Origin of the sequence: Klebsiella sp. Shm-1 (assembly GCF_040804525.1) — a bacterium.
Taxonomy (GTDB): Bacteria; Pseudomonadota; Gammaproteobacteria; order Enterobacterales; family Enterobacteriaceae; genus Klebsiella; species Klebsiella pneumoniae.
Genome location: NZ_CP161823.1, coordinates 4070827 through 4093910, shown reverse-complemented (window position 1 = coordinate 4093910; position 23084 = coordinate 4070827). Strand labels below are relative to the sequence as shown.

Below are 23084 nucleotides of genomic sequence, written 5' to 3'. Positions count from 1 at the left end.
AACGAGGTGTGCTTTGTGTAGCAAGAGACTGCCTGAGGTTGCGGCCTCGCAGGAGGCGCCGCCGCAGCCCAGGCAGTTTTGACCATGCCTATCCCCCCAGATACATCCGCTTAATTTCCGGATTAGTCAGCATCTCCCGCGCCGCGCCTGACAAGGTGATCCGGCCATTCTCCAGGACATACGCCCGATCGGCGATCGCCAGCGCGGCCGTCGCATTCTGCTCCACCAGCAGCACCGTCATATTCTCTTCGCGCAGTTGCTTAATGATGCCGAACAGCTCGCCGACAATTTTCGGCGCCAGCCCGAGGCTCGGTTCATCCAGCATCAATAACACCGGCTCGCTCATCAGCGCCCGGGCGATGGCCAGCATCTGCTGCTCGCCGCCGCTCATGGTGCCCGCCATCTGATGGCGCCGCTCCTTGAGCCGCGGAAAGAGGGCGTACATGCGATCGCGCAGGCGGGCGTAGCCGGCGAGATTATTGTAAGCGCCCATGCGCAGGTTCTCTTCGATGGTCAGGTTGGTAAAGACGCGCCGTCCCTCCGGCACCAGCGCCAGCCCGCGACGCACGATCTGGTGGGTCTGGCTGCGTGAGATATCGTCGTTGAGGAAGCTGACGCGCCCACTGGAGCGCACCAGGTTGACGATCCCGTTCAGGGTGGAGGTTTTACCGGCGCCATTGCTGCCGATCAGGGTGACGATTTCCCGGTCATAGACGTCGATATCGACGCCCTTCAGACCCTGGATCACGCCGTAAAAGACCTTCAGTTCCCGGGCGTTAAGCATAATTGGCTTCTCCCAGATAAGCGGAAATGACGTCCGGATGCTGGATCGCCTCGGCCATCAGGCCGCTGAACAACGGCTTACCGTACTCCAGAACCATCACCCGCTCGCACAGGCGGTTGACGAAGGGCATATCGTGCTCGATTAACAGGACGCTTAGCTGATAGTCATGGCGCATGCGGAAGATCAGCTCCGCCAGATCCTCGGTCTCCTTCGGGTTCATCCCGGCGGCCGGCTCATCGAGCAGGAGCAGCTTCGGCGCGGTGGCCAGCGCGCGGGCGATCTCCACTTTGCGCTGGTTGCCATAGCTTAGGTTTGTGGCCTGCATATGGGCGAAGTGGGCGATGCCGATATCCTCCAGGATGGCCATCGCTTTGGCTTTCGCCGCCCGCTCGGCCGGAAAGTAGCGACCAATATGCAGGGCCGCCTCCAGCAGCGAATAGCGGCTGGCGCGGTCGAGTCCGACCATCACGTTCTCCAGCACCGTCATGGAGTTAAACAGGCGGATATTCTGGAAGGTGCGGGCGATCCCGGCGTTCACCACCTGGTTGGGCTTCAGCCCCTTCAGCGACGTGCCCGCCAGGGTGACGCTGCCGCTGGTGGGTTTATAGTTGGCGGTAATGACGTTAAACAGGGTTGTTTTGCCCGCGCCGTTAGGGCCGATAAGGCCAAAGATCTCCGCCTCGTCAACATGGAAGCTGACGTTGTCGATGGCCCGCAGGCCGCCGAACTGCATGGTGACGTCCTGCACCTGCAGGATAACGTTATTTTCCGCCATAGCCGCCGCTCCTTCTTCCGGTCTGCCAAATCTCTTTTTTCCCCAGCAGCCCCTCGCGGGCGAAGAGCATGATGATCAGCAACAGCAGGGAGAAGACCACCATTCGCAGGCCCGGGTACGCGCCGAGATCGTGACCGAAGAACTGCAGCGGCTGATCGAGGAAGCGCAGCCACTCGCCGCTGCCGACCACCAGCACGGTGCCGAGCAGGGCGCCGGTGGTGCTGCCGAGCCCGCCGAGGACGATAATAATCAGCAGCTGGAAGGTGAGCATAAAGTCGAACAGCCCCGGGGAAATGGTGGTCAGCAGGGAAGCCAGCAGACCGCCGCCGATCCCTTCGAAGAAGGCGCTGGTGGCGAAGGCGCAGGTTTTAATGCGGAAGGTGTTGACCCCCATGGCGATCGCCGCATCTTCATCGTCGCGAATAGCTTTCATCATCCGGCCATACTTCGACCACACCAGCTGGAGGATCATGCCGGTGGCCAGCAGGGCGAACAGCCCGCACCAGAACAGGAGATGCGGCTGCTGCGGAATATCGTTCAGCCCGATGGCGCCGTTGGTGATTTGCGGGTTGTTAATGGCGAGGATCTTGATGATAAACCCAAAGCCGAGGGTGACAATGGCCAGGTAGTCGCCACGTACCCGGAAGACCGGCACGGCGAGGCACACCGCCAGCGCCGCCGCGCACAGGCCGCTTATCAGCAGGGCAGGGAGGAAGCACGCGTGCAGGCTGAGGATCCACGGGCTGGGGGCGGCCATTTCAAACATGTCTACCTTGCTGTCGCTGGAGAGGATCAGCAGGGCGGTCACGTAGGCGCCCACCGCCACGAAGCCGTTCGGCTCCAGCGACAGCTGGCCGGTCACGCCGTTGATCAGGTTGTAGCTGACCGCGAGGATCATAAAGATAAAAATGGTGCTGATGACACGAACAATGTAGTCATTGAAAACCACGTTGATTCCGGCCAGCAGCGCGATACAGATGACAATAATGACCAGGTTGCGCAGCTGCGCCCCGGCGGTCGTCGTCGCGTTGAGCATCAGAAACGGCTCCTTTCCAGACGTTCGTCGCCCATAATGCCGACCGGGCGGAACAAGAGGACCAGAATCAAGAACAGGAAGGCGAAAGCGTCTTTATAGCCGCCCAGTTCGGGGAAGATCGCCACGGCGACCACTTCGGTAAAACCGAGGATAAAGCCGCCCAGCACCGCGCCGGTGACGCTGCCGATCCCGCCCAGCACGGCGGCGGCGAAGGCCTTCAGGCCGATAAGCACGCCCATCAGGGGATCGATCGTCGGGTAGCTGATGGAGTAGAACACGCCGCCGAGCGCCGCGAGACTACTGCCGAGGGCGAAGACCAGGGAGATGATCCGGTTGGCGTCAATGCCCATCAGGCGCACGGTGTTGACGTCAAAGGCCACCGCGCGGATCGCCATCCCATAGCGGGTGCGGTACAGCAGCCAGAGGATCGCCAGCAGCAGCAGGACGGTGATCAGCGGCACAATCCACGCCACGTTGGTAATGATGACGCTGCCGAAGGCCCGGGTCTGGTTGAAAAAGTCAGGGGCGGAGAAGAAGCGCGAGCTGCCGCCAAACAGTACGTTAAACAGGTTTTCGAGAAAGAAGCTGACGCCGATGGCGGTGATCAGCATGGAGATTTTCGAGGCCTGACGCAGCGGACGATAGGCGACCCGGTCAATCAGCATACCAAACAGGCCGCACAGCCCGAGGGTCAGGAAAACGGCTACCCCGAAGGGTAGCCCAACCGAAGAAAATAAAAACAGCGTACTAAACGCGCCGACCATCATCACGTCCGCATGGGCGAAGTTGATCAGCCGCAGCACGCCATAAACCATCGTATAACCGATGGCAATCAGGGCGTACATGCCCCCAAGACTCATTCCATTGACCACTTGCTGGAGAAAAATGGCGCCGTCCATTTTGTAGCCTCGTCACAACTTAAGGGTTAACCACGGTACGAAACGCCAGCTTGCCATCTTTCACTTCGTTGATGACCGCGCTGCGAATGGCATCGCCGTTCTGTAACGTCAGCGTGCCGGTCACGCCCTGGAAATCTTTGGTGGCGCGGATTTTTTCATTCACGCAGACCCGATCGTGGGGATCGCTGCACTGGTTCATGGCGTTGACGATGACGTTATAGGCGTCCGCCGCCATTGCGCCCCAGGTATGGGTCGGCTGCTGGTATTTGGCTTCCCAGGCTTTGATGAAGGTTTCCCCCGCCGGGGTCTGCTCTTTGGCGTTCGGCGAGTAGTAATCGGTGGTCATATAGCCGTTGACCGCGTCTTTACCGACATCGAAGAAGACCTGATCCGCGGCCAGACCGTCGCCGCCCACCACCGGTTTGTTGAGCCCCAGCTGTTTAGACTGCACGGCAATCAGCGCCCCTTCGGTGTAGTAGATCGGCATGTAAATCATGTCGACATTCTTCGCCTTGACGCTCGCCAGCTGGGCTTTAAAGTCCTTGCTGCCGCCCGGGGCCTGGACCTCGATGGGAATGGTGCCGCCGTTTTTCAGGAACTGGGTGCGGAACGCTTTCGCCAGGCCGACGGAGTAGTCGTTGCTGCTGTCAAACACGATGGCGGCGGTTTTGGCTTTCAGATCGCGGGAGGCCAGATTGGCCCCGACCACCCCCTGGAAGCTGTCCGAGAAGCAGACCCGGCTGACGTAGGGATGGTTGCGGGTGACGCGGTCGTTGGTGGCGGTGGAGGAGACCAGCGGCGTTTTGCTGTCGTCGGCGATTTTGGTCATCGCCAGGGTGTTGGAGGAGGTGACTTCCCCGATCACGGCATCCACTTTATCGCTGGAGACCAGGCGCTGCATGGCGTTGGCCGCTTCGACTTTGTCGCTTTTATCATCGATAACGATAAGCTTGATGGTATCGCCATTTTTTAACGTTGGGGTGATGGCCTGAATAATGTCCAGCCCTTTCTGCGACGGCTGGCCATAGCCGCTGAGGGCGCCGCTCAGGGGTAATACCACCCCGATTTTAATTTCCGCTGCCTGCGCGCTGCTGGCGCCGACCAGCGCGGCAACCAGTGTGGCCATTAAAGACGCTTTCCCGGAAAACGATTTCATTGGTATTTCTCCGTCGGTCGATTATTTATCTTTAACCATCAATGACTGCATAACATTGAGGAATAATGCGCCAGCGTATCCGGCGAATTATTGGCTGTTATGTTGAATAGATAACGAGATATATACCCTAAATAATTCGAGTCGCATGAAGGCGGCAAGTAAGCGAGTCGCCAGACGCTTACAGAAGTAAGTGACTGGGGGAGAGAACGCAGCCAACGCACATGCAACTTGAAGTATGACGGGTATTTTTAATGCGCTGATTTACCTTACAACGTCCGTTTCGTTTTTACTCATGCAATATTCTTATTACCTGCAGGGAAGGGCATAAGGCTGGCGACAACACGGTTTTTGGTACGGTGAAAGCATTTTGCCGGGGGGCGACTGGCGCCTTACCCGGCCTGAAAAATACGCCATATAAACCGCTGGCACGGCTTCCATAGACCCGTTCCAGCGAAGCGCCGCCGGGCAATTTCAGCACGCGGCGGAATATAAAAGTCAGGTGCACAAGATAATATTAAAAATCTATTCTGCTGCTCGCGTGACTTATTATTTTAAAGGGGGCAACGGTTTTATTTTACCATGCAGCGCCGGATTATCGCTTTCATCTTTCAGACCCACCCCGGTAAGCCGACGCAAAAAAGCCTGCTCCAGCAGCCAGGCCAGTTTAAAGGCGGCGGCGTCATGGCTTAATCCCTCCGGCCGAATATTGGAGATACAGTTGCGCTCAGACTCCAGGCGCTGACGATGAGGCTGCCAGGTGAGGTAGACGCCGAGGCTGTCCGGCGAGGAGAGACCCGGTCGTTCGCCAATCAGGATCGCCACCGCGCGGGCTTTCAGGGTTTCGCCAATATCATCTCCCAGCGCTACCCGCGACTGATGCGCCAGCACCACCGGCGCCAGGCCGATACCCAGCGTCTGCAGATAGGGCAGCAGGGCGCGGATCAACGGCACCGCCTGGCGCTCTACCGCCCAGGAAGAGAGGCCGTCGCCGATCACCAGCAGCAGGTCGGCGGGGCGGACGCCGCTGGCGGCGAGGTCGGCGCGACTCCCGTCGGCGAGCCGCCGCCCGAGATCCGGGCGCCGCAGATAGGTATGACGGTCCGGCGCGGCGCTGTGCACCGTCAGGGCCTCGAGGCCGAGCGCCGCCAGCGGCGCCACCAATTGTTGGCTGGCGAACGGCTGATGAATGGCATCCCGCGCTCTGGCATGGGCCAGACCAAAGTTGAGGACTTCGCGGGTCGGCAGACTGGCGCCGCTGCGCCCCAGGGCGATCCGCGCATCGGTAAATTCACGCAGCGGGTTCCAGGCATCGGGACGGTTCATACGGAGGCTCCTTGCGGCAGGACGGACAGCAGCGGATGGCGGGCGTCGGTGAGCCGCAGCGCGCCGTGCGGATCGATAATCTGCATCTTCGCCAGCCAGTCGGCGAACTCCGGGGCATGCTTTAAGCCCAGCAGACGACGGGCGTACAGCGCGTCATGGAACGAGGTGCTCTGGTAATTGAGCATGATATCGTCCGCTCCGGGCACGCCGATCAGGAAGGTGAGCCCGGCAGCGCACAGCAAGGTCAGCAGGGTGTCCATATCATCCTGATCCGCTTCCGCGTGGTTGGTATAGCAGACGTCGCAGCCGATCGGCAGGCCCATCAGCTTGCCGCAGAAATGATCCTCCAGCCCGGCGCGAATAATCTGCTTGCCGTCGTAGAGATACTCCGGACCGATAAAACCGACCACGGTATTGACCAGTAGCGGTTCAAAGTGGCGGGCGACGGCGTAGGCCCGCGCCTCACAGGTTTGCTGATCGACGCCGTGGTGGGCGTTGGCCGACAGGCAGCTTCCCTGGCCGGTCTCAAAATACATCACATTGCTGCCGAGGGTACCGCGCCTGAGGCTCAGGGCCGCCTCGCGGGCCTCCTGCAGCATGGCAAGATTGATGCCGAAGCCGCTGTTGGCCGCTTCGGTACCGGCCACCGACTGGAACACCAGATCCACCGGCGCGCCGCGCTCAATCAGCTGTAGCGTATTGGTCACATGGGTCAGAATGCAGGACTGGGTAGGGATGGCGAAGCGCTGAATAATATCGTCCAGCATGGTGTTCAGCTGCGCCAGCACCGGTAAGCTGTCGCTGGCCGGGTTGATGCCAATCACCGCGTCCCCGGCGCCGTACAGCAGCCCGTCGAGCATACTGGCGGCGATGCCTTTCAGGTCGTCGGTAGGATGGTTGGGCTGCAGGCGTACGCTGAGGTGGCCGGGCAGGCCGATGGTGTTGCGAAAGCGCGTCACCACCTGGCATTTGCTGGCGGCAAGGATCAGATCCTGATTGCGCATCAGCTTACTGACCGCCGCCGCCATCTCCGGGGTGATGGCGCGGGCGACCCGCTGCAGCGTGGCGGTATCGGTAGCATAATCCAGCAGCCAGTCGCGAAAATCGCCGACCGTCAGGTGACGCAGGGCGGCAAAGCCCTGCGCATCATGGGTGTCGAGGATCAGGCGAGTCACTTCGTCCTGCTCGTAAGGGATAAGCGGGTTGTCGAGAATGTCGGTCAGCGGCACCTCGGCGAGGGCCATTTTCGCCGCCATCCGCTCTTCGGCTGAGGTGGCGATAATCCCTGCGAGGGCGTCGCCGGAGCGGGCCGGCGACGCTTTCGCCATCAACGTTTTCAGACTATCAAAGCGCCATACCTGGCCCGATAGCGTGGTTTTATACATGCCGCCTCCTCAGGAGACCGTGCGCAGTTGAGGATCCACTGGCGCCCGTTCACGGGCCGCTGCGGTTTTGCGGAACCACAGGTAGCCGCCGAGCATCATCGCCGCGAAAATCAGCGCCAACAGCAGGTTATACCAGACCATCGCCACCAGGCAGAGCACCGCCATGCCGAGGGCAAAGGCCGGCGCCAGCGGGTAGAGCGGGGCGCGGAACGGACGGATCAGCTTCGGCTCGCTACGGCGCAGTTTGAACAGCGCCGCCATGGAAGTGATATACATAACAATAGCCCCAAATACCGACATGGTGACGATGCAGGCGGTCAGCGGCATGCCGCTGATGGTGATCAGCGAGTCGGAGAAGATCGCGGCGATCCCCACCACGCCCCCGGCGAGGATTGCCAGATGCGGGGTGCGCGTGCGGCGGTTGAGGGAGGCCAGCCCGGCGGGCAGATAGCCGGCGCGGGCGAGGGAGTAGATCTGCCGCGAGTAGCCCATAATGATGCCGTGGAAGGAGGCGACGAGGCCAAACAGCCCCAGCCACACCAGCATATGCAGCCAGCCGCTGCCGTTGCCCACGACCGTCTTCATCGCCTGGGGCAGCGGATCGTTAATATTGGACAGCGCGCGCCAGTCGCCGACGCCGCCGGCGAAGACCATCACGCCGATCGCCAGCACCGTCAGCGTCAGAATGCCGCCGCCCAGGGCGCGGGGAATGGTGCGCTGCGGATCTTTGGCCTCTTCGGCCGCCATGGAGGCCCCCTCAATGGCGAGGAAGAACCAGATGGCGAACGGAATGGCGGCGAACATCCCCGGCAGCGCCAGGCCGCTGAAGCTGTCCGCGCCCGCCCAGCCGTTAGTGGTGAAGTGGCTCCAGGAGAAGCCGGGGGCGACCACGCCCATGAACACCAGCAGCTCGAAGATGGCCAGCAGAGTGACGATCAGCTCGAAAGTGGCGGCAATGCCGACGCCGAGAATATTGAGCGTCATAAAGATCACGTAGGCGCCGCAGGCGACCCATTTCGGATCCAGCGCCGGAAACTGCACGTTGAGGTAGGCCCCGATGGCCATGGCGATGGCCGGCGGGGCGAAGACGAATTCAATCAGGGTAGCAAAACCAGCGATAAAGCCGCCGGTGGGCCCGAAGGCGCGGTAGGCGTAGGCGAAAGGGCCGCCAGCGTGCGGGATGGCGGTGGTCAGCTCGGTAAAGCTGAAAATAAAGGCGCAGTACATGGCGGCGACCGCCAGGGCGACGACCATAAACCCCATCGTGCCCGCCTGCGACCAGCCGTAGCTCCAGCCGAAGTACTCCCCGGATATCACCAGTCCGACGGCGATCCCCCATAAACGAAAACTGCCGAGCGTTCTTTTTAAGGTGGTGGTGTGCTCTGTCATACGTATTGCCTCGCCAGATAGAAAGGTGCTGAACGACAGGCTGCAAAGAGAGTGCCAGAACGTTGTCTGCCGCGATAAGGCGTCAGTCCGTGGCGCGCCCGCTGGCGCTGCGCAAAAATGGGGCAGGCTGCACGCTGTCGGCGCGCGCCCTGGTGCAGCGGCTTTGCTTTTTCAGCGGCGGCACGGTATAACACTTCTTCTTTTGGATGTTTAGATGTCTATACGTTTATACGCATCATGACCCGGGCAAGCGGGCTGGCGTGAGAAAATAAAATGCAAAGCACAACACAACAACAAGGTGGGCAGCTGAAGCGCACCATGAAAACGCGCCATCTGATCATGCTGTCGCTCGGCGGCGTGATTGGCACCGGCTTATTCTTCAATACCGGCTATATCATCTCCACCACCGGCGCGGCCGGGACGCTGCTGGCGTATCTGATTGGCGCCCTGGTGGTCTGGCTGGTGATGCAGTGCCTTGGCGAACTGTCGGTGGCGATGCCAGAGACCGGCGCCTTCCACGTTTACGCGGCGCGCTATCTTGGCCCGGCGACGGGCTATACCGTGGCGTGGCTCTACTGGCTAACGTGGACGGTGGCGCTGGGGTCGAGCTTCACCGCGGCGGGATTCTGCATGCAGTACTGGTTCCCGCAGGTGCCGGTCTGGATCTGGTGCGTGGTGTTCTGCGCAGTGATCTTCGGCCTTAACATCATTTCGACGCGCTTCTTCGCCGAAGGCGAGTTCTGGTTCTCGCTGGTGAAAGTGATCACCATCGTCGCGTTTATTATTCTCGGCGGCGCGGCCATTTTCGGCATCATTCCGATGCAGGATGGCTCCCCGGCGCCGGGCCTGCGCAATATCACCGCCGAAGGCTGGTTCCCGCACGGCGGCCTGCCGATCCTGATGACCATGGTGGCGGTGAACTTCGCCTTCTCCGGGACGGAGCTTATCGGCATTGCCGCCGGAGAGACGGAAAACCCGCATAAGGTTGTTCCGGTTGCCATCCGCACCACCATCGCCCGGCTGATTATTTTCTTTATCGGCACCGTGTTTGTGCTGGCGGCGCTGATCCCGATGCAGCAGGCGGGAGTGGAGAAAAGCCCCTTCGTGCTGGTGTTTGAGAAGGTGGGCATCCCTTATGCGGCGGACATGTTCAACTTCGTGATCCTGACGGCGATCCTGTCGGCGGCTAACTCCGGCCTGTACGCTTCCGGGCGGATGCTGTGGTCGCTGTCGAACGAGAAGACGCTGCCGGCCTGCTTTGCCAAAGTCAATAAACGGGGCGTGCCGGTGACCGCCCTGTCGGTGAGTATGCTGGGCGGCGTGCTGGCGCTGTTCTCCAGCGTGGTGGCGCCAGATACGGTGTTTGTCGCGCTGTCGGCGATCTCCGGTTTTGCGGTGGTGGCGGTGTGGTTGAGCATCTGCGCCTCGCACTTTATGTTCCGCCGCCGCCATCTGCAGCAGGGTAAGGCGCTGAACGATCTGCAGTATCGCGCTCCCTGGTATCCGGTAGTGCCTGTTCTGGGCTTTGTGCTGTGCCTGGTGGCCTGCGTGGGCCTCGCTTTTGACCCGAGCCAGAGAATTGCGCTGTGGTGCGGGATCCCCTTTGTGGCCCTGTGCTATGGTGCCTGGTATCTTACTCGTTCACGGAATATGACTCAGGAGCCCCAACATGTCGCAGACTAATCCGTTTACCGCCCTGCTTGCCGCCCAGCCTTTCGTGCTGCTGGACGGCGCCATGGCCACCGAGCTGGAGGCCCGCGGCTGCGATCTGGCCGACAGCCTGTGGTCGGCGAAAGTGCTGCTAGAGAACCCGCAGCTGATCCGCGATGTGCATCTCGACTACTTTCGCGCCGGGGCGCAGGTGGCGATCACCGCCAGCTATCAGGCCACTCCGGAGGGCTTTGCCGCGCGCGGGCTGGATGAGGCGCAGTCCCGGGCGCTAATCGGCAAAAGCGTCGAGCTGGCGCGCAAAGCGCGCGAGGCGTACCTCGCCGAGAACCCGCAGGCCGGTACGCTGCTGGTGGCCGGTTCGGTGGGGCCGTATGGCGCGTTTCTCGCCGACGGCTCGGAGTATCGCGGCGATTATCAGCGCAGCGCGGCAGAGTTCCAGGCCTTCCACCGCCCGCGCGTCGAAGCGCTGCTGGATGCCGGCGCCGACCTGCTGGCCTGTGAAACCCTGCCGTCATTCGCTGAGATCCAGGCCCTGGCGGCCCTGCTGCAGGAGTATCCCCGCGCCCGTGCCTGGTACTCCTTCACGCTGCGCGACGCCGAACATCTCAGCGACGGCACGCCGCTGCGCGAGGTGATGGCCGCCCTGGCGGATAACCCGCAGGTGGTGGCGGTGGGGATCAACTGTATCGCGCTGGAAAATACGCCCGCGGCGCTGGCGCATTTGCACAGCCTGACGGCCCTGCCGCTGGTGGTCTATCCTAACTCCGGCGAACATTATGATGCGGTGAGCAAGACCTGGCACCATCATGGCGAAGCCTGCGCCAGCCTGGCGGATTATCTGCCGCAGTGGCTGGCGGCCGGGGCGAAGCTGATCGGCGGCTGCTGCCGCACCACGCCGAAGGACATCGCCGCGCTTAACGCGAAGCGCTAAATTTTTGCCGGGTGGCGCTGCGCTTACCCGGCCTACATATTGCGCGAACCGGATGCTGGGTAAGGCGTAGCCGCCGCCCGGCGCCAACCATCTGCCACTAACTCACCGCACAAAACCAACTATCCTTTCCCGCTTTTGTTCTAAAAACGATTCGCTATTAGCCAGAATTTTTAATTACTTCATCTCCATCCTGATGCCGGAAATACTGCACCTATAACAACTCAGGGGAAGCAGACATTATGGCATTCACATCGCGAATTACTCTTCTGGCGGCGCTGGCTGTCGCCGCCTTCCAGGCGCAGGCGGTCAACGTTACCGTGGCGTATCAAACCTCCGCTGAGCCGGCGAAAGTCGCCCAGGCGGACAACACCTTCGCCAAAACCAGCGGGGCGACCGTCGACTGGCGGAAATTTGACAGCGGCGCCAGCGTGGTACGCGCCCTGGCCTCCGGCGATGTGCAGATCGGTAATATTGGCTCCAGCCCGCTGGCGGTGGCCGCCAGCCAGCAGGTGCCGATTGAAGTGTTCCTGCTTGCCTCAAAGCTCGGCAACTCCGAAGCGCTGGTGGTGAAGAAAAGCATTACCAAACCGGAAGATCTGATCGGCAAGCGCATCGCCGTGCCGTTTATCTCCACCACCCACTACAGCCTGCTGTCGGCGCTCAAACACTGGGGCATCAAGCCGGGCCAGGTACAGATTATTAACCTGCAGCCGCCGGCGATTATCGCCGCCTGGCAGCGCGGGGATATCGATGGCGCTTACGTCTGGGCGCCAGCGGTTAACGAACTGGAAAAGGAGGGCAAGGTGCTGACCGATTCTTCTCAGGTTGGGGAGTGGGGCGCACCGACCCTTGACGTCTGGGTGGTCCGTAAGGACTTCGCCGAGCAGCATCCGGAGATCGTCAAAGCGTTTGCTAAAAGCGCCATCGACGCCCAGCAGCCCTACATCGCCAACCCGGATGCATGGCTGAAACAGCCGGACAACATCAGCAAGCTGGCGCGCCTGAGCGGCGTGCCGGAAGCCGATGTCCCCGGGCTGGTGAAGGGCAATACCTATCTCACCGCCGCTGAGCAGGCGCAGGCGCTGAACGGGCCGGTCAATCAGGCCATCGTCGATACCGCGCGCTTCCTGAAAGAGCAGGGCAAAGTGCCTGCGGCGGGAACCGATTATCGTCAGTACGTTACTGACCGCTTTGTGAAGTAAAGGAGGCGGCGATGCTGCAAATCTCGCATCTTTCCGCCGACTACGGCGGTAAACCGGCGCTGGCGGATATCAACCTGACGCTGGAGGGTGGGGAGCTGTTGGTGGTGCTGGGGCCTTCGGGCTGCGGTAAAACTACCCTGCTGAACCTGATTGCCGGATTCGTGCCCTATCAGCACGGCAGCATCACCCTCGAAGGTCAGCGGGTGACCGGGCCGGGCGCAGAGCGCGGGGTGGTCTTCCAGAATGAAGGTCTGCTGCCGTGGCGCAATGTGCAGGATAACGTGGCGCTGGGCCTCCAGCTGGCGGGCGTGGATAAAGCGCAGCGCCGGCAAGCGGCGGCGCAGATGCTGAAGAAGGTGGGGCTCGAAGGGGCGGAAAAGCGCTTTATCTGGCAACTGTCCGGCGGTCAACGCCAGCGGGTGGGCATCGCCCGGGCGCTGGCGGCGAATCCGCAGCTGTTGCTGCTGGACGAGCCCTTCGGCGCGCTTGACGCCTTTACCCGCGAGCAGATGCAGACGCTGCTGCTGAAACTGTGGCATGAGACCGGCAAACAGGTGCTGCTGATCACCCATGATATTGAAGAGGCCATCTTCATGGCGACCGAGCTGGTGCTGCTGTCGCCGGGGCCGGGACGGGTGGTGGAGAGGCTGCGACTTGATTTCAGCCGTCGCTTTGTCGCGGGCGAATCCTGCCGCAGCATCAAATCCGACCCGCGCTTTATTGAACAGCGGGAATACATTCTGAGCCGGGTGTTTGACCAACGGGAGGCTTTCTCATGAGCGTGGTACTGAACGACAAACCGCGTCAGTCGACGCTGAAGTGGCGCTGGCCGCTCTCCCGCCAGCTCACCCTCAGCGTGGCGACCCTGGCGGTATTGCTGGCCGTCTGGTGGGCGGTCGCGGCGTTGCAGCTGATTAGTCCGCTGTTTCTGCCGCCGCCGGGCCAGGTGCTGCAGAAGCTTATCACCATCGCCGGGCCACAGGGCTTTATGGATGCGACGCTCTGGCAGCACCTGGCGGCGAGCCTGACGCGGATCGTTATCGCCCTGTTGGCGGCAGTGCTTATTGGCGTACCGGTGGGGATCGCCATGGGGCTCAACTCGACGGTGCGCGGGATCCTCGACCCGATGATCGAACTCTATCGTCCGGTACCGCCGCTGGCCTACTTACCGCTGATGGTGATCTGGTTTGGCATCGGTGAAACCTCGAAGATCCTGCTGATCTACCTGGCGATTTTCGCGCCGGTAGCCATGTCGGCGCTGGCAGGGGTAAAAAGCGCGCAGCAGGTGCGGATTCGCGCTGCCCGTTCGCTTGGCGCCAGCCGGGCGCAGGTGCTGTGGCTGGTGATCCTGCCCGGCGCGCTGCCGGAGATCCTCACCGGACTGCGCATTGGTCTCGGGGTGGGCTGGTCAACGCTGGTGGCAGCTGAGCTGATCGCCGCCACCCGCGGATTAGGATTTATGGTGCAGTCTGCCGGCGAGTTTCTCGCCACCGATGTGGTGCTGGCGGGGATCGCGGTGATTGCCATTATCGCCTTTTTACTGGAACTGGGTCTGCGCGCGCTGCAGCGGCGCCTGACGCCCTGGCATGGAGAAGTACAATGAGTGAACGTCTGAGCATTACCCCGCTGGGGCCGTATATTGGCGCGCAGGTGAGCGGGGCGGATTTAACCCGTCCGCTAAGCGACAACCAGTTTGAACAGCTGTATCACGCGGTGCTGCGTCATCAGGTGGTATTCCTGCGCGAGCAAAATATCACCCCGGCGCAACAGCGCGACCTGGCGCTGCGGTTTGGCGACCTGCATATCCATCCGGTCTACCCTCACGCCCCTGGCGTGGAGGAGATTATCGTCCTCGATACCCACAACGATAATCCGCCGGATAATGACAACTGGCATACCGATGTCACCTTTATCGACACGCCGCCCGCCGGCGCCATTCTGGCGGCGAAAGAGCTGCCGACGACCGGTGGGGACACCCTGTGGACCAGCGGCATCGCCGCCTGGGAAGCGCTGTCAGAACCTTTCCGGCAGCTGCTGAGCGGCCTGCATGCCGAACACGATTTCCGCAAATCGTTCCAGGAGTATAAGTACAACAAGACTGAAGCCGAGCATCGGCGCTGGCAGGAAGCGGTGGCGAAGCATCCGCCGCTGCTGCACCCGGTGGTGCGTACCCACCCGGTGACCGGCAAGCAGGCGCTGTTCGTTAATGAAGGCTTTACCACGCGAATTGTCGAGGTGAGTGAGAAAGAGAGCGCAGCGCTGCTGAACTTCCTGTTTGCTCATGTCACTAAACCGGAGTTTCAGGTGCGCTGGCGCTGGCAGCCGAACGATGTCGCTATCTGGGATAACCGGGTGACCCAGCATTACGCCAACGCCGACTATCTGCCGCAGCGGCGGATCATGCACCGGGCGACGATCCTCGGCGATAAGCCGTATTACCGGGCGGGGTAAGGCTTGTGGCCGGTTAAGGCATCAGCCGCGAGCCGCGGAGAAAGGCGGATGCTGCATTGCCCGCTGCTTCCCGGAGGCGTCGCCTGACGCGCCTTTTCCGGACTACCGAACCGTCGGAAACGGTGAACCATAGCCCGGCTAAGGCGCAACGCGCCGCAAGCCGGGAAAAGCGTTTATGCCGATTTTTGCGCACCCAGATGCGCGCCAATATAGCGCTGGTAGCGATTGGCCTTCAGGTAGGTGAGATCCACCAGCACCAGACCATCCACGCAGTTGTTGAAATCCGGGTCGCTGCCGAAATCGATAAACTGCACGCCGCCCGGCTCGCACACTTCCGAGTACTGCTTATACAGCGGGGGGATCGCGCAGCCGAGGTTGCCGAGCAGGGACTTCAGCCGGGCCAGGTCGTCGTTGTAATCCTCCCCGCCAAACTGCGCCAGCACGTCGGGCAGCGACGCCGGATAAGGTCGACGCGACTCCGCCAGCGGATGCGTCGCCGGGAACCACATCCGGTAGAACGCCACCAGCAGATCGCGGGCGGCGGGCGGCAATCCGCCAGAAATCGACACCGGACCAAACAGATAGCGATAGTGCGGATAGCGCGCCAGATAAGCGCCGATGCCGGACCACAGGTAGTCCAGCCCGCGACGCCCCCAGTAGCGCGGCTGGATAAAGCTGCGCCCCAGCTCAATGCCGTGCTGCAGGACATCGTCCATCCGCCCGTCGTAATGGAACAGACTGTAACTGTAGATCCCCTCCAGGCCGCGCTTTGCCAGCTGGATGGCCGTCGGCATAAAGCGGTAAGCGCCGACGATCTCGAGGTCTTCTTCATCCCACAGGATCAGATGCAGATAGTCGTCGTCATACCCGTCGATATCCCGCCGTTTGCCGCTGCCTTCCCCGACCGCGCGGAAGGCGATTTCCCGCAGACGTCCCAGCTCGCGCAGCAGCGGCGCGTCCTCCTGGCCGTTGCGCTGCCAGAGGTAAATCACTTTGCCATCGGCGGTGCGGCCCAGGCATTCGGCCTTGTGCAGTTCGCGTTTGAGCAGCGCCCGGTCTTCCGGACGGGCGATGGCGCTTTCGGTTTTAAACCGCCCCGGCAGCCCTTTGCGCAGCTGTTCAAGGTGCTGATAGCAGCGGCCGGTAAGCTCGCGAGCGCTGGACTGGGCATCGAACCAGCTCGACCAAGGGATCTGCTGGCCGATGCGCACCGGCAGGCTGCTGTTGCGCCGGCGAAACATCTGCTGCATCAGCAGGAGCAGCGGCAGGTTGTCGGAGACCAGCGTACTGGCGTAAAACAGGGCGCTGTTGCGGGCGTCAATCCACGCCGGCAGCAGCGGGGCGCGATATTTTGCCGCCAGCTTAATAAAGCCGGAGTGCCATTTTTTATCGCGGATGCCGCGACGGGTGAGGCGGGAGACTTCCCCCGCCGGGAAGAAGATCAGCACCCCACCGGCCTGCAGCTGCTGGTCCATCTGCTGCAGCGCCGCTTTAGCGGTGCGGCCATGAATATTATCTACCGGGATAAACAGCGAACTCAGGGGCTCAAGGTGGGTGAGCATGCGGTTGGTGACCACTTTGACATCGCGGCGCACGCGGGATACCGCATACAGGAGCGCCAGGCCGTCGAGGGTGCCGGTGGGGTGGTTGGCGATAATGACCAGCGGGCCATATTCGGGGATTTGTTCGAGATCGTGCGCCGGGATGGCGCAGCGGATATTGAGGTATTCCAGCACCTGTTCGACCGTATCAAGCCCCTTCAGGTGGCGGTGACGGTCGGCAAATTGTTGAAACTCTTCCTCATAAAATAGCTTTTTTAACAGTTTCTTTTGCCAGGGGGCGGGCCTCGCCTGAGGCCACAGGTCATCGAGTACGTTGTCGAGACTAAACATAGTGGCTCCTCCTCCGTCCTGCCCAGACAGTAGAAGGTGGAGATGTCGTTCAGATTACAGTTGGGTGAAGTTTCGGTCGCAGCGGGGGAGACGACGGGTAGGGAGCCGTTTTTGTGCCGGGTGGCGGCTGCGCCTGACCTGGCCTACATGCGGGATGGGACTGCGGGCCCGGCAATCTCGTAGGCCCGCGCAAGCGCCAGCGCCGCCGGGCAATGGCAACGGGTAGGGAGACGTTTTTGCGCCGGGTGGCGGCTGCGCCTGACCCGGCCTACATGCGGGATGGGACTGCGGGCCCGGCAAGCTCGTAGGCCCGCGCAAGCGTCAGCGCCGCCGGGCAATGGCAACGGGTAGGGAGACGTTTTTGCGCCGGGTGGCGGCTGCGCCTGACCCGGCCTACATGCGGGATAGGCCTGCGGGCCCCGGTAAGCGCAGCGCCACCGGGGAGGGGCGGGTTTAACGGAGGATCTTTTTCTCGGCCAGATCGAGGGCGAAATAGCTGAAGATCAGGTCGGCGCCTGCGCGTTTGATAGCGCCGAGGCTTTCCAGAACCACTTTCTCTTCATCGATAGCGCCCGCCTGGGCAGCAAATTTGATCATCGCGTACTCACCGCTGACCTGATAGGCGCCGAGCGGCAGATCGCTGCGTTCGCGAATATCGCGCAGAATATCCAGGTAGGCGCCAGCCGGTTTCACCATCAGGCAGTCGGCGCCCTGGGCTTCATCGAGCAGCGACTCGCGAATGGCCTCCCGGCGATTCATCGGGCTCATCTGATAGGTTTTCCGATCGCCCTTCAGCGCGGTACCGGCCGCTTCGCGGAACGGACCGTAGAAGGAAGAAGCGAACTTGGTCGAGTAGGACATGATCGCCGTATTGGTGAAGCCGGCGGCGTCCAGCGAGCGGCGAATCGCCTGCACCTGTCCGTCCATCGCGGCGGAAGGAGCGATGAAATCCGCCCCCGCGGCGGCGGCGACAACGGCCTGTTTGCCGAGGTTTTCCAGGGTCGCGTCGTTATCCACCCCGTGGTCGCACAGCACGCCGCAGTGGCCGTGGGAGGTATATTCGCAGAAGCAGGTATCGGACATGACGATCATCTCCGGCACCGTGGACTTACAAATCCGCGACATACGCGCCACCAGACCATTTTCATTCCAGGTATCGCTGCCGGTGGCATCGGTGTGATGAGAAATACCAAAGGTCATCACCGAGCGGATCCCGGCGTTGGCGATGCGTTCGATCTCGCGCGCCAGATATTTTTCCGGAATGCGCATCACGCCGGGCATGGCCTCTATCGCTTTGTAATCATCAATTTCTTCTTCAACAAAGATCGGCAACACCAGGTCGTTCAAACTCAGTGTTGTCTCTTCAAACAGGGCGCGCAGCGCAGCGGATTGACGCAGGCGGCGGGGGCGAGTGATTAAATCTGTCATGGTTTGCCTGATTTTGTGAAATGAAAGACGATAGTGTAACTGAAATGGCAGCGGGATGTTTCGCCAAAACGATCGTTATGGCGCATCGGCGAAACCTTCCCCGGGCTTACTGGCTGGCCGTCTGCATGTTGGGCTGTGCGCCGCTCAGCTCGCTGACCAGGTCGTTGATGCCATCGCTCATATTGTTGAAGCGGGTTAACGGCGAGCGGGTTACCACCACAAAGGCGCCAACGTTAGCCTGCGGATTCATCGCCATATAGGTGATAAACCCGCCGCCGCCGCCGGTTTTCTGAATAATCCCCGGATGGCCGTTCTTCGGCTTCATATACACCCAGCCGAGGCCCAGCGCGTCGGCGCGGCCCGGCACGTCCATACCAATCACCCGGGTCAGCTGGTTACGCTGATAAATCAGCGTCTGCATCCGGTCGGCCTGCTGGCTGCGGGTATAGAAATCGGATGACAGGAACTGCTGCATCCAGCGCATCATATCCCCCGGCGTCGAGTAGACTCCGCCGCTGCCGATCGCCGCCAGGGTGTTGTTGCATGGGCTGGCGCCTTTTTCCGGGATCATCAGCCGCTGGCACTGATCCGGTGACGGGGTAAAGGTGGTGTCCTTCATCCCCAGCGGCCGGGTGATCTGCTCTTCAAACAGCTGCGGATACGGTTTGCCGGCGGCGGTGGCGAGCGCGTCTGCCAGTAAATCGAAGGCCAGGTTGGAGTAGGCCGCCTGTGACCCCGGCGCGGTCTTCAGGGTCGCGGTAGAGAGCCAGTTCCAGCGCTGCTGGCGGGTCGGCCAGACAAACACCGGACGATGAGCGGCGCCACCAGGCTGCTCGCGCGGCAGGGCGCTGGTATGGGTCGCGAGGTTAACCAGGGTGATTGGTTTTCCCTGCCAGTCAGGCACCCGGGCGCCCGGCGGGGCGTATTTACTCAGCGGATCGTTGAGTTTCACCACCCCCTGGTCGAGCAGCTTCACCAGCATCTCGCTGGTCATCAGTTTGCTGAGGGAGGCGATACGGATCACCGAGTCGAGCTGCGGGTGCTGATTATTCCCCGGGCGGGTTTCGCCAAAGCTGCGAAAAACACGCTGATTGCCATCGATAACCACCAGCGCCATGCCGGTGGCGCCGCTGCCGTAGTAGATATGATTGGCGTAACGATCGACCACATCCGAGGCGAAAACCGGGTCAACGGTAGGCTGTGCGGCCTGCACCGAGGTCCACGACGCCGCGCACAGCGCAGCAAAAATGAGCAAACTACGTTTCAACGGAGATCATCCATTAAATAAATAAAAAGAAGAGGGTATTTATACTACGAAGTGGCGCAGAACAAAGCGGGATTCACGACATTCCTGCAGGAAAAAGGTAACGGTGCGTAAAAAAGACTTTTTTACGCTTTCGGATACCGGCTTTTTTCGCCGGCGCGTATGATGACCGTTTGGCTGAAGGTTCGTGGGAGAGAACAATGACGGCTCAACGGGTAGTGATGGTCGTGGATATGCAAAACGGCGTGTTCGCCACGCCGCGTCTGGCGCGCGAGCGCTGCGTCGCGCAAATTAATCGTCTGGTGCGCGCGGCGGACAAGGTTATTTTCATTCAGCATGATGAAGCCGGCGGCCTCGAAGCCGGCAGCGAAGGCTTCGCCCTGCTTCCTGAGCTGGAGCAGCCGGCTGGCGCGCTGTATGTCACCAAAACCGCCTGCGATGCCTTCTATCACACCTCGCTGGCGCAGGTGCTGGACGAACACGACATTCAGCAGTTCGTCATCTGCGGCTGCGCCACCGACTACTGCCTCGATACCACCATTAAAAATGGCGCCAGCCGCGGGTACGTTATTGTTATCGCGGAAGATGCCCACACCACCGCCGACCGCCCCGCCGCGCAGGCCGCGACGCTTATCGCCCACTACAATGAGGTGTGGCGTACGCTGACCATTCCTGGCAATCCTTTACAGGTGAAACCCACAGAAACAATTCTGCACGCATGGCAGCAGAACTAAGCTGTTGATATCCGGTCTTATCATTCGTCTGTCCCGCGAGGGCTCATCCGCGCGGCGGCCGACGTATGCGTCGTACACAGCAATAGCAGAACGATAAGAAGTTAGCAGGAGACAATGATGTTTAAATCTTTTTTCCCCAAACCGGGGCCGTTTTTTATTTCTGCCTTTATCTGGTCGTTGCTGGCCGTGATCTTTTGGCAGGCGGGCGGCGGCGACTGGCTGCTGCGGGTCACCGGGGCATCGCAAAATGTGGCGATCAGCGCGGCGCGCTTCTGGTCGCTCAACTATCTGGTGTTCTACGCTTACTATCTGTTTTGCGTCGGCGTGTTCGCGCTGTTCTGGTTTGTCTACTGCCCGCACCGCTGGCAGTACTGGTCGATTCTCGGCACCTCGCTCATCATCTTCGTCACCTGGTTTCTGGTGGAAGTCGGGGTGGCGATCAACGCCTGGTATGCGCCGTTCTACGACCTGATCCAGAGCGCGCTGGCCACCCCGCATAAGGTCAGCATCAACCAGTTTTATCAGGAAATCGGCGTCTTTCTCGGCATCGCGATCATCGCGGTGATTATTGGCGTGATGAATAACTTCTTCGTCAGCCACTACGTCTTCCGCTGGCGCACGGCGATGAACGAGCACTATATGGCCCACTGGCAGCATCTGCGCCATATCGAAGGCGCCGCGCAGCGTGTGCAGGAAGATACCATGCGTTTTGCTTCCACCCTCGAAGATATGGGTGTGAGCTTTATCAACGCGGTGATGACCCTGATCGCCTTCCTGCCGGTGCTGGTGACGCTCTCCGAACATGTTCCCGACCTGCCTATCGTCGGCCATCTGCCGTATGGCCTGGTGATTGCCGCTATCGTCTGGTCGCTGATGGGTACCGGCCTGCTGGCGGTGGTGGGGATTAAGCTGCCGGGCCTGGAGTTTAAAAACCAGCGCGTGGAAGCGGCCTATCGTAAAGAGCTGGTTTACGGCGAGGACGATGAAACTCGCGCCACGCCGCCGACGGTGCGCGAGCTATTCCGCGCGGTGCGTCGCAACTATTTCCGTCTCTATTTCCACTATATGTATTTCAATATCGCCCGCATCCTCTATCTGCAGGTGGATAACGTTTTCGGCCTTTTCCTGCTGTTTCCGTCGATCGTTGCCGGTACGATTACCCTCGGGCTGATGACGCAAATTACTAACGTCTTCGGCCAGGTGCGCGGCTCGTTCCAGTACCTGATCAGCTCGTGGACAACGCTGGTGGAACTGATGTCCATCTACAAACGTCTGCGCAGTTTTGAACGCGAGCTGGACGGCAAACCGCTGCAGGAAGCGATCCCGACATTACGTTAATCAAGACAAGGAAGCATAATGGCCGCACGTTTATCGCGCATTATTCCCGTTTCATTGACGCTGCTGGCGGCCATGGCGCTGAGCGCCTGTACCAGCCAGCAGGCCCCGGCGCTGAAAGAGGGCGAGAAGCCTGTTGACGTGGCGTCGGTGGTGCGGCAGAAAATGCCGGCCAGCGTCAAGGATCGGGAGGCTTGGGCGCAAGCCATCGCCACCGCGTTTGACAGCCAGAAGCTGGCGCCGACGGAAGAAAACGTCTGCTCGGTGCTGGCGGTCGCGCAGCAAGAGTCTAACTATCAGTCCGATCCGGTGGTGCCGGGGCTGAATAAAATCGCCTGGCAGGAAATTGACCGCCGGGCGGAAAAAATGCACATTCCGCCGTTTCTGGTCCATACCGCGCTGAAGATCACCTCGCCAAACGGTAAAAGCTATAGCGACCGTCTGGACAATGTGAAGACGGAAAAGCAGTTGAGCGCCATTTTTGATGACTTTATCGGGATGGTGCCGATGGGGCAGAAGCTGTTCGGTTCCCTTAACCCGGTGCACACCGGGGGGCCGATGCAGGTCAGCATTGCTTTTGCCGAGCAGCACACCTCCGGCTACCCGTGGAAAATGAACGGCACGGTGCGCCAGGAGGTCTTCAGTCTGCGCGGTGGCCTGTGGTTTGGCACCTATCATCTGCTGAACTATCCGGCCAGTTATAGTGCGCCATTGTACCGCTTTGCCGACTTCAACGCCGGCTGGTACGCCAGCCGTAACGCCGCCTTCCAGAACGCGGTGGTGAAAGCCAGCGGGGTAAAACTGGCGCTCGACGGCGACCTTATCCGCTACGACAGCGAGGAGCCGGGCAGCACCGAGCTGGCGGTGCGTCGCCTGGCGAGCCAGCTGGGGATGAGCGACAGCGAGATCCATCGTCAGTTGAAAAAGGGCGACAGCCTGGCGTTTGAGAAGACCGATCTCTATCAGCAGGTTTTCCGTCTCGCCGAGAAAAAGGCGGGCAAAACCCTGCCGCGGGAGATGTTGCCAGGGATCCAGCTGGAGAGTCCAAAAATCACCCGAAATCTGACGACGGCGTGGTTTGCGAAACGGGTTGATGAGCGGCGGGCAAACTGTATGGCGCGGCGTTAACGGCGCTGACGCCAGCGCACGATAAGCGCCAGTACCCCGATGAACGTGCAGCCGATCAGGAAAGGGATCAGACCAAAGAGGGTACCCACGGCGAGGCTGATGTCGACTTGCGGACGGCTGGCGTCCTGGGCTTGCATCAGGCGTTCAAATACCCCCGGGGCGTGGATCAGCATGCTGAGCATCTGCGCGCCGGCCCAGCAGCAGATCAACACGAACAGCCCGTAGGCGACATGGCTGCCGGTCAGCGCGCCCCTTTTTTTATTTCCCAAAAGCGATTTTGAAAAACTGAATTCAGCCATAG

Annotated in this window: 23 protein-coding genes; 11 read left to right on the top strand and 12 right to left on the bottom strand. The window is 60.9% G+C overall.

What is annotated here, in order from left to right; all coding sequences use genetic code 11:
• Positions 1-88 precede the first annotated feature (88 nt).
• Genes AB1E37_RS20130 through AB1E37_RS20110 form a run of 5 tightly spaced genes read right to left on the bottom strand, consistent with a single transcriptional unit; the run spans position 89 to position 4620 of the window.
• The gene (locus AB1E37_RS20130; RefSeq protein WP_002890126.1) at positions 89-784 is read right to left on the bottom strand and encodes an ABC transporter ATP-binding protein; all 696 of its coding nucleotides are present in this window, start codon (positions 782-784) and stop codon (positions 89-91) included.
• Positions 777-1559, bottom strand: a complete 783-nt coding sequence (locus AB1E37_RS20125) for an ABC transporter ATP-binding protein (RefSeq protein WP_004151354.1) — start codon at positions 1557-1559, stop codon at positions 777-779. Before AB1E37_RS20125 ends, AB1E37_RS20130 begins: the two co-directional genes overlap by 8 nt.
• A complete protein-coding gene (locus AB1E37_RS20120) occupies positions 1546-2595 on the bottom strand; it encodes a branched-chain amino acid ABC transporter permease (protein WP_032447355.1) in 1050 nt (349 codons plus the stop codon). Before AB1E37_RS20120 ends, AB1E37_RS20125 begins: the two co-directional genes overlap by 14 nt.
• The gene (locus tag AB1E37_RS20115; RefSeq protein WP_002890128.1) at positions 2595-3494 is read right to left on the bottom strand and encodes a branched-chain amino acid ABC transporter permease; all 900 of its coding nucleotides are present in this window, start codon (positions 3492-3494) and stop codon (positions 2595-2597) included. The genes AB1E37_RS20120 and AB1E37_RS20115 overlap by 1 nt, the downstream gene beginning before the upstream one ends.
• A 19-nt stretch (positions 3495-3513) precedes the next feature.
• A complete protein-coding gene (locus AB1E37_RS20110) occupies positions 3514-4620 on the bottom strand; it encodes an ABC transporter substrate-binding protein (RefSeq protein WP_004147267.1) in 1107 nt (368 codons plus the stop codon).
• Between AB1E37_RS20110 and AB1E37_RS20105 the strand changes: the two genes are divergently transcribed.
• Positions 4613-4756 (top strand): hypothetical protein, encoded by a 144-nt coding sequence (locus AB1E37_RS20105; protein ID WP_004144596.1) that lies wholly within the window; start codon positions 4613-4615, stop codon positions 4754-4756. The two genes, AB1E37_RS20110 and AB1E37_RS20105, sit on opposite strands and share 8 nt — an antisense overlap.
• A 440-nt stretch (positions 4757-5196) precedes the next feature.
• On the opposite strand, the gene eutC is transcribed toward AB1E37_RS20105, so the two are convergent.
• Genes eutC through eat form a run of 3 tightly spaced genes read right to left on the bottom strand, consistent with a single transcriptional unit; the run spans position 5197 to position 8747 of the window.
• Entirely contained in the window at positions 5197-5973 is a 777-nt protein-coding gene (gene eutC / locus AB1E37_RS20100; protein ID WP_032447357.1) for an ethanolamine ammonia-lyase subunit EutC, read from the bottom strand.
• Positions 5970-7358, bottom strand: coding sequence for an ethanolamine ammonia-lyase subunit EutB (locus tag AB1E37_RS20095; protein WP_032447358.1), 1389 nt, complete (start codon positions 7356-7358; stop codon positions 5970-5972). The genes eutC and AB1E37_RS20095 overlap by 4 nt, the downstream gene beginning before the upstream one ends.
• A 9-nt stretch (positions 7359-7367) precedes the next feature.
• The gene (gene eat, locus AB1E37_RS20090) at positions 7368-8747 is read right to left on the bottom strand and encodes an ethanolamine permease (protein ID WP_004177284.1); all 1380 of its coding nucleotides are present in this window, start codon (positions 8745-8747) and stop codon (positions 7368-7370) included.
• A 62-nt stretch (positions 8748-8809) separates the two neighbouring features.
• Between eat and AB1E37_RS20085 the strand changes: the two genes are divergently transcribed.
• The 7 genes from AB1E37_RS20085 to tauD all read left to right on the top strand — a co-directional run bounded on the left by AB1E37_RS20085 (position 8810) and on the right by tauD (position 15002).
• Entirely contained in the window at positions 8810-8938 is a 129-nt protein-coding gene (locus AB1E37_RS20085; protein ID WP_012737473.1) for a hypothetical protein, read from the top strand.
• A gap of 82 nt (positions 8939-9020) precedes the next feature.
• The gene (mmuP, locus tag AB1E37_RS20080; protein ID WP_032447359.1) at positions 9021-10430 is read left to right on the top strand and encodes an S-methylmethionine permease; all 1410 of its coding nucleotides are present in this window, start codon (positions 9021-9023) and stop codon (positions 10428-10430) included.
• Positions 10417-11349: a homocysteine S-methyltransferase gene (mmuM, locus tag AB1E37_RS20075; protein WP_032447360.1), complete on the top strand. Its 933-nt coding sequence runs from the start codon at positions 10417-10419 to the stop codon at positions 11347-11349. Before mmuP ends, mmuM begins: the two co-directional genes overlap by 14 nt.
• Positions 11350-11588: 239 nt before the next feature.
• Positions 11589-12551: a taurine ABC transporter substrate-binding protein gene (tauA, locus tag AB1E37_RS20070; RefSeq protein ID WP_032447362.1), complete on the top strand. Its 963-nt coding sequence runs from the start codon at positions 11589-11591 to the stop codon at positions 12549-12551.
• Positions 12552-12562: 11 nt separating this feature from the next.
• Positions 12563-13330, top strand: a complete 768-nt coding sequence (gene tauB, locus AB1E37_RS20065; RefSeq protein WP_032447364.1) for a taurine ABC transporter ATP-binding subunit — start codon at positions 12563-12565, stop codon at positions 13328-13330.
• Positions 13327-14154, top strand: coding sequence for a taurine ABC transporter permease TauC (gene tauC / locus AB1E37_RS20060; RefSeq protein ID WP_032447365.1), 828 nt, complete (start codon positions 13327-13329; stop codon positions 14152-14154). Before tauB ends, tauC begins: the two co-directional genes overlap by 4 nt.
• Entirely contained in the window at positions 14151-15002 is an 852-nt protein-coding gene (tauD, locus tag AB1E37_RS20055; RefSeq protein WP_004147277.1) for a taurine dioxygenase, read from the top strand. The genes tauC and tauD overlap by 4 nt, the downstream gene beginning before the upstream one ends.
• A gap of 173 nt (positions 15003-15175) precedes the next feature.
• On the opposite strand, the gene AB1E37_RS20050 is transcribed toward tauD, so the two are convergent.
• The 3 genes from AB1E37_RS20050 to ampH form a co-directional block, all read right to left on the bottom strand.
• The gene (locus AB1E37_RS20050) at positions 15176-16894 is read right to left on the bottom strand and encodes a lysophospholipid acyltransferase family protein (RefSeq protein ID WP_020802619.1); all 1719 of its coding nucleotides are present in this window, start codon (positions 16892-16894) and stop codon (positions 15176-15178) included.
• 453 nt (positions 16895-17347) lie between these two features.
• Positions 17348-18322, bottom strand: a complete 975-nt coding sequence (gene hemB, locus AB1E37_RS20045; RefSeq protein ID WP_002890201.1) for a porphobilinogen synthase — start codon at positions 18320-18322, stop codon at positions 17348-17350.
• A 106-nt stretch (positions 18323-18428) separates the two neighbouring features.
• Complete coding sequence (ampH, locus tag AB1E37_RS20040) at positions 18429-19589, bottom strand: D-alanyl-D-alanine-carboxypeptidase/endopeptidase AmpH (protein ID WP_004147279.1); 1161 nt, start codon at positions 19587-19589, stop codon at positions 18429-18431.
• A gap of 218 nt (positions 19590-19807) precedes the next feature.
• On the opposite strand from ampH, the gene AB1E37_RS20035 reads away from it, so the two are divergent.
• The 3 genes from AB1E37_RS20035 to AB1E37_RS20025 all read left to right on the top strand — a co-directional run bounded on the left by AB1E37_RS20035 (position 19808) and on the right by AB1E37_RS20025 (position 22783).
• Positions 19808-20320: an isochorismatase family protein gene (locus AB1E37_RS20035; RefSeq protein ID WP_004151349.1), complete on the top strand. Its 513-nt coding sequence runs from the start codon at positions 19808-19810 to the stop codon at positions 20318-20320.
• Positions 20321-20437: 117 nt separating this feature from the next.
• Complete coding sequence (gene sbmA, locus AB1E37_RS20030) at positions 20438-21658, top strand: peptide antibiotic transporter SbmA (RefSeq protein ID WP_002890204.1); 1221 nt, start codon at positions 20438-20440, stop codon at positions 21656-21658.
• An 18-nt stretch (positions 21659-21676) separates the two neighbouring features.
• Entirely contained in the window at positions 21677-22783 is a 1107-nt protein-coding gene (locus tag AB1E37_RS20025; protein WP_004183146.1) for a DUF1615 domain-containing protein, read from the top strand.
• Here the strand turns inward: AB1E37_RS20025 and AB1E37_RS20020 are convergent.
• Positions 22780-23082, bottom strand: a complete 303-nt coding sequence (locus AB1E37_RS20020; RefSeq protein ID WP_002890210.1) for a YaiY family protein — start codon at positions 23080-23082, stop codon at positions 22780-22782. The genes AB1E37_RS20025 and AB1E37_RS20020 overlap by 4 nt on opposite strands.
• Positions 23083-23084 lie beyond the last annotated feature (2 nt).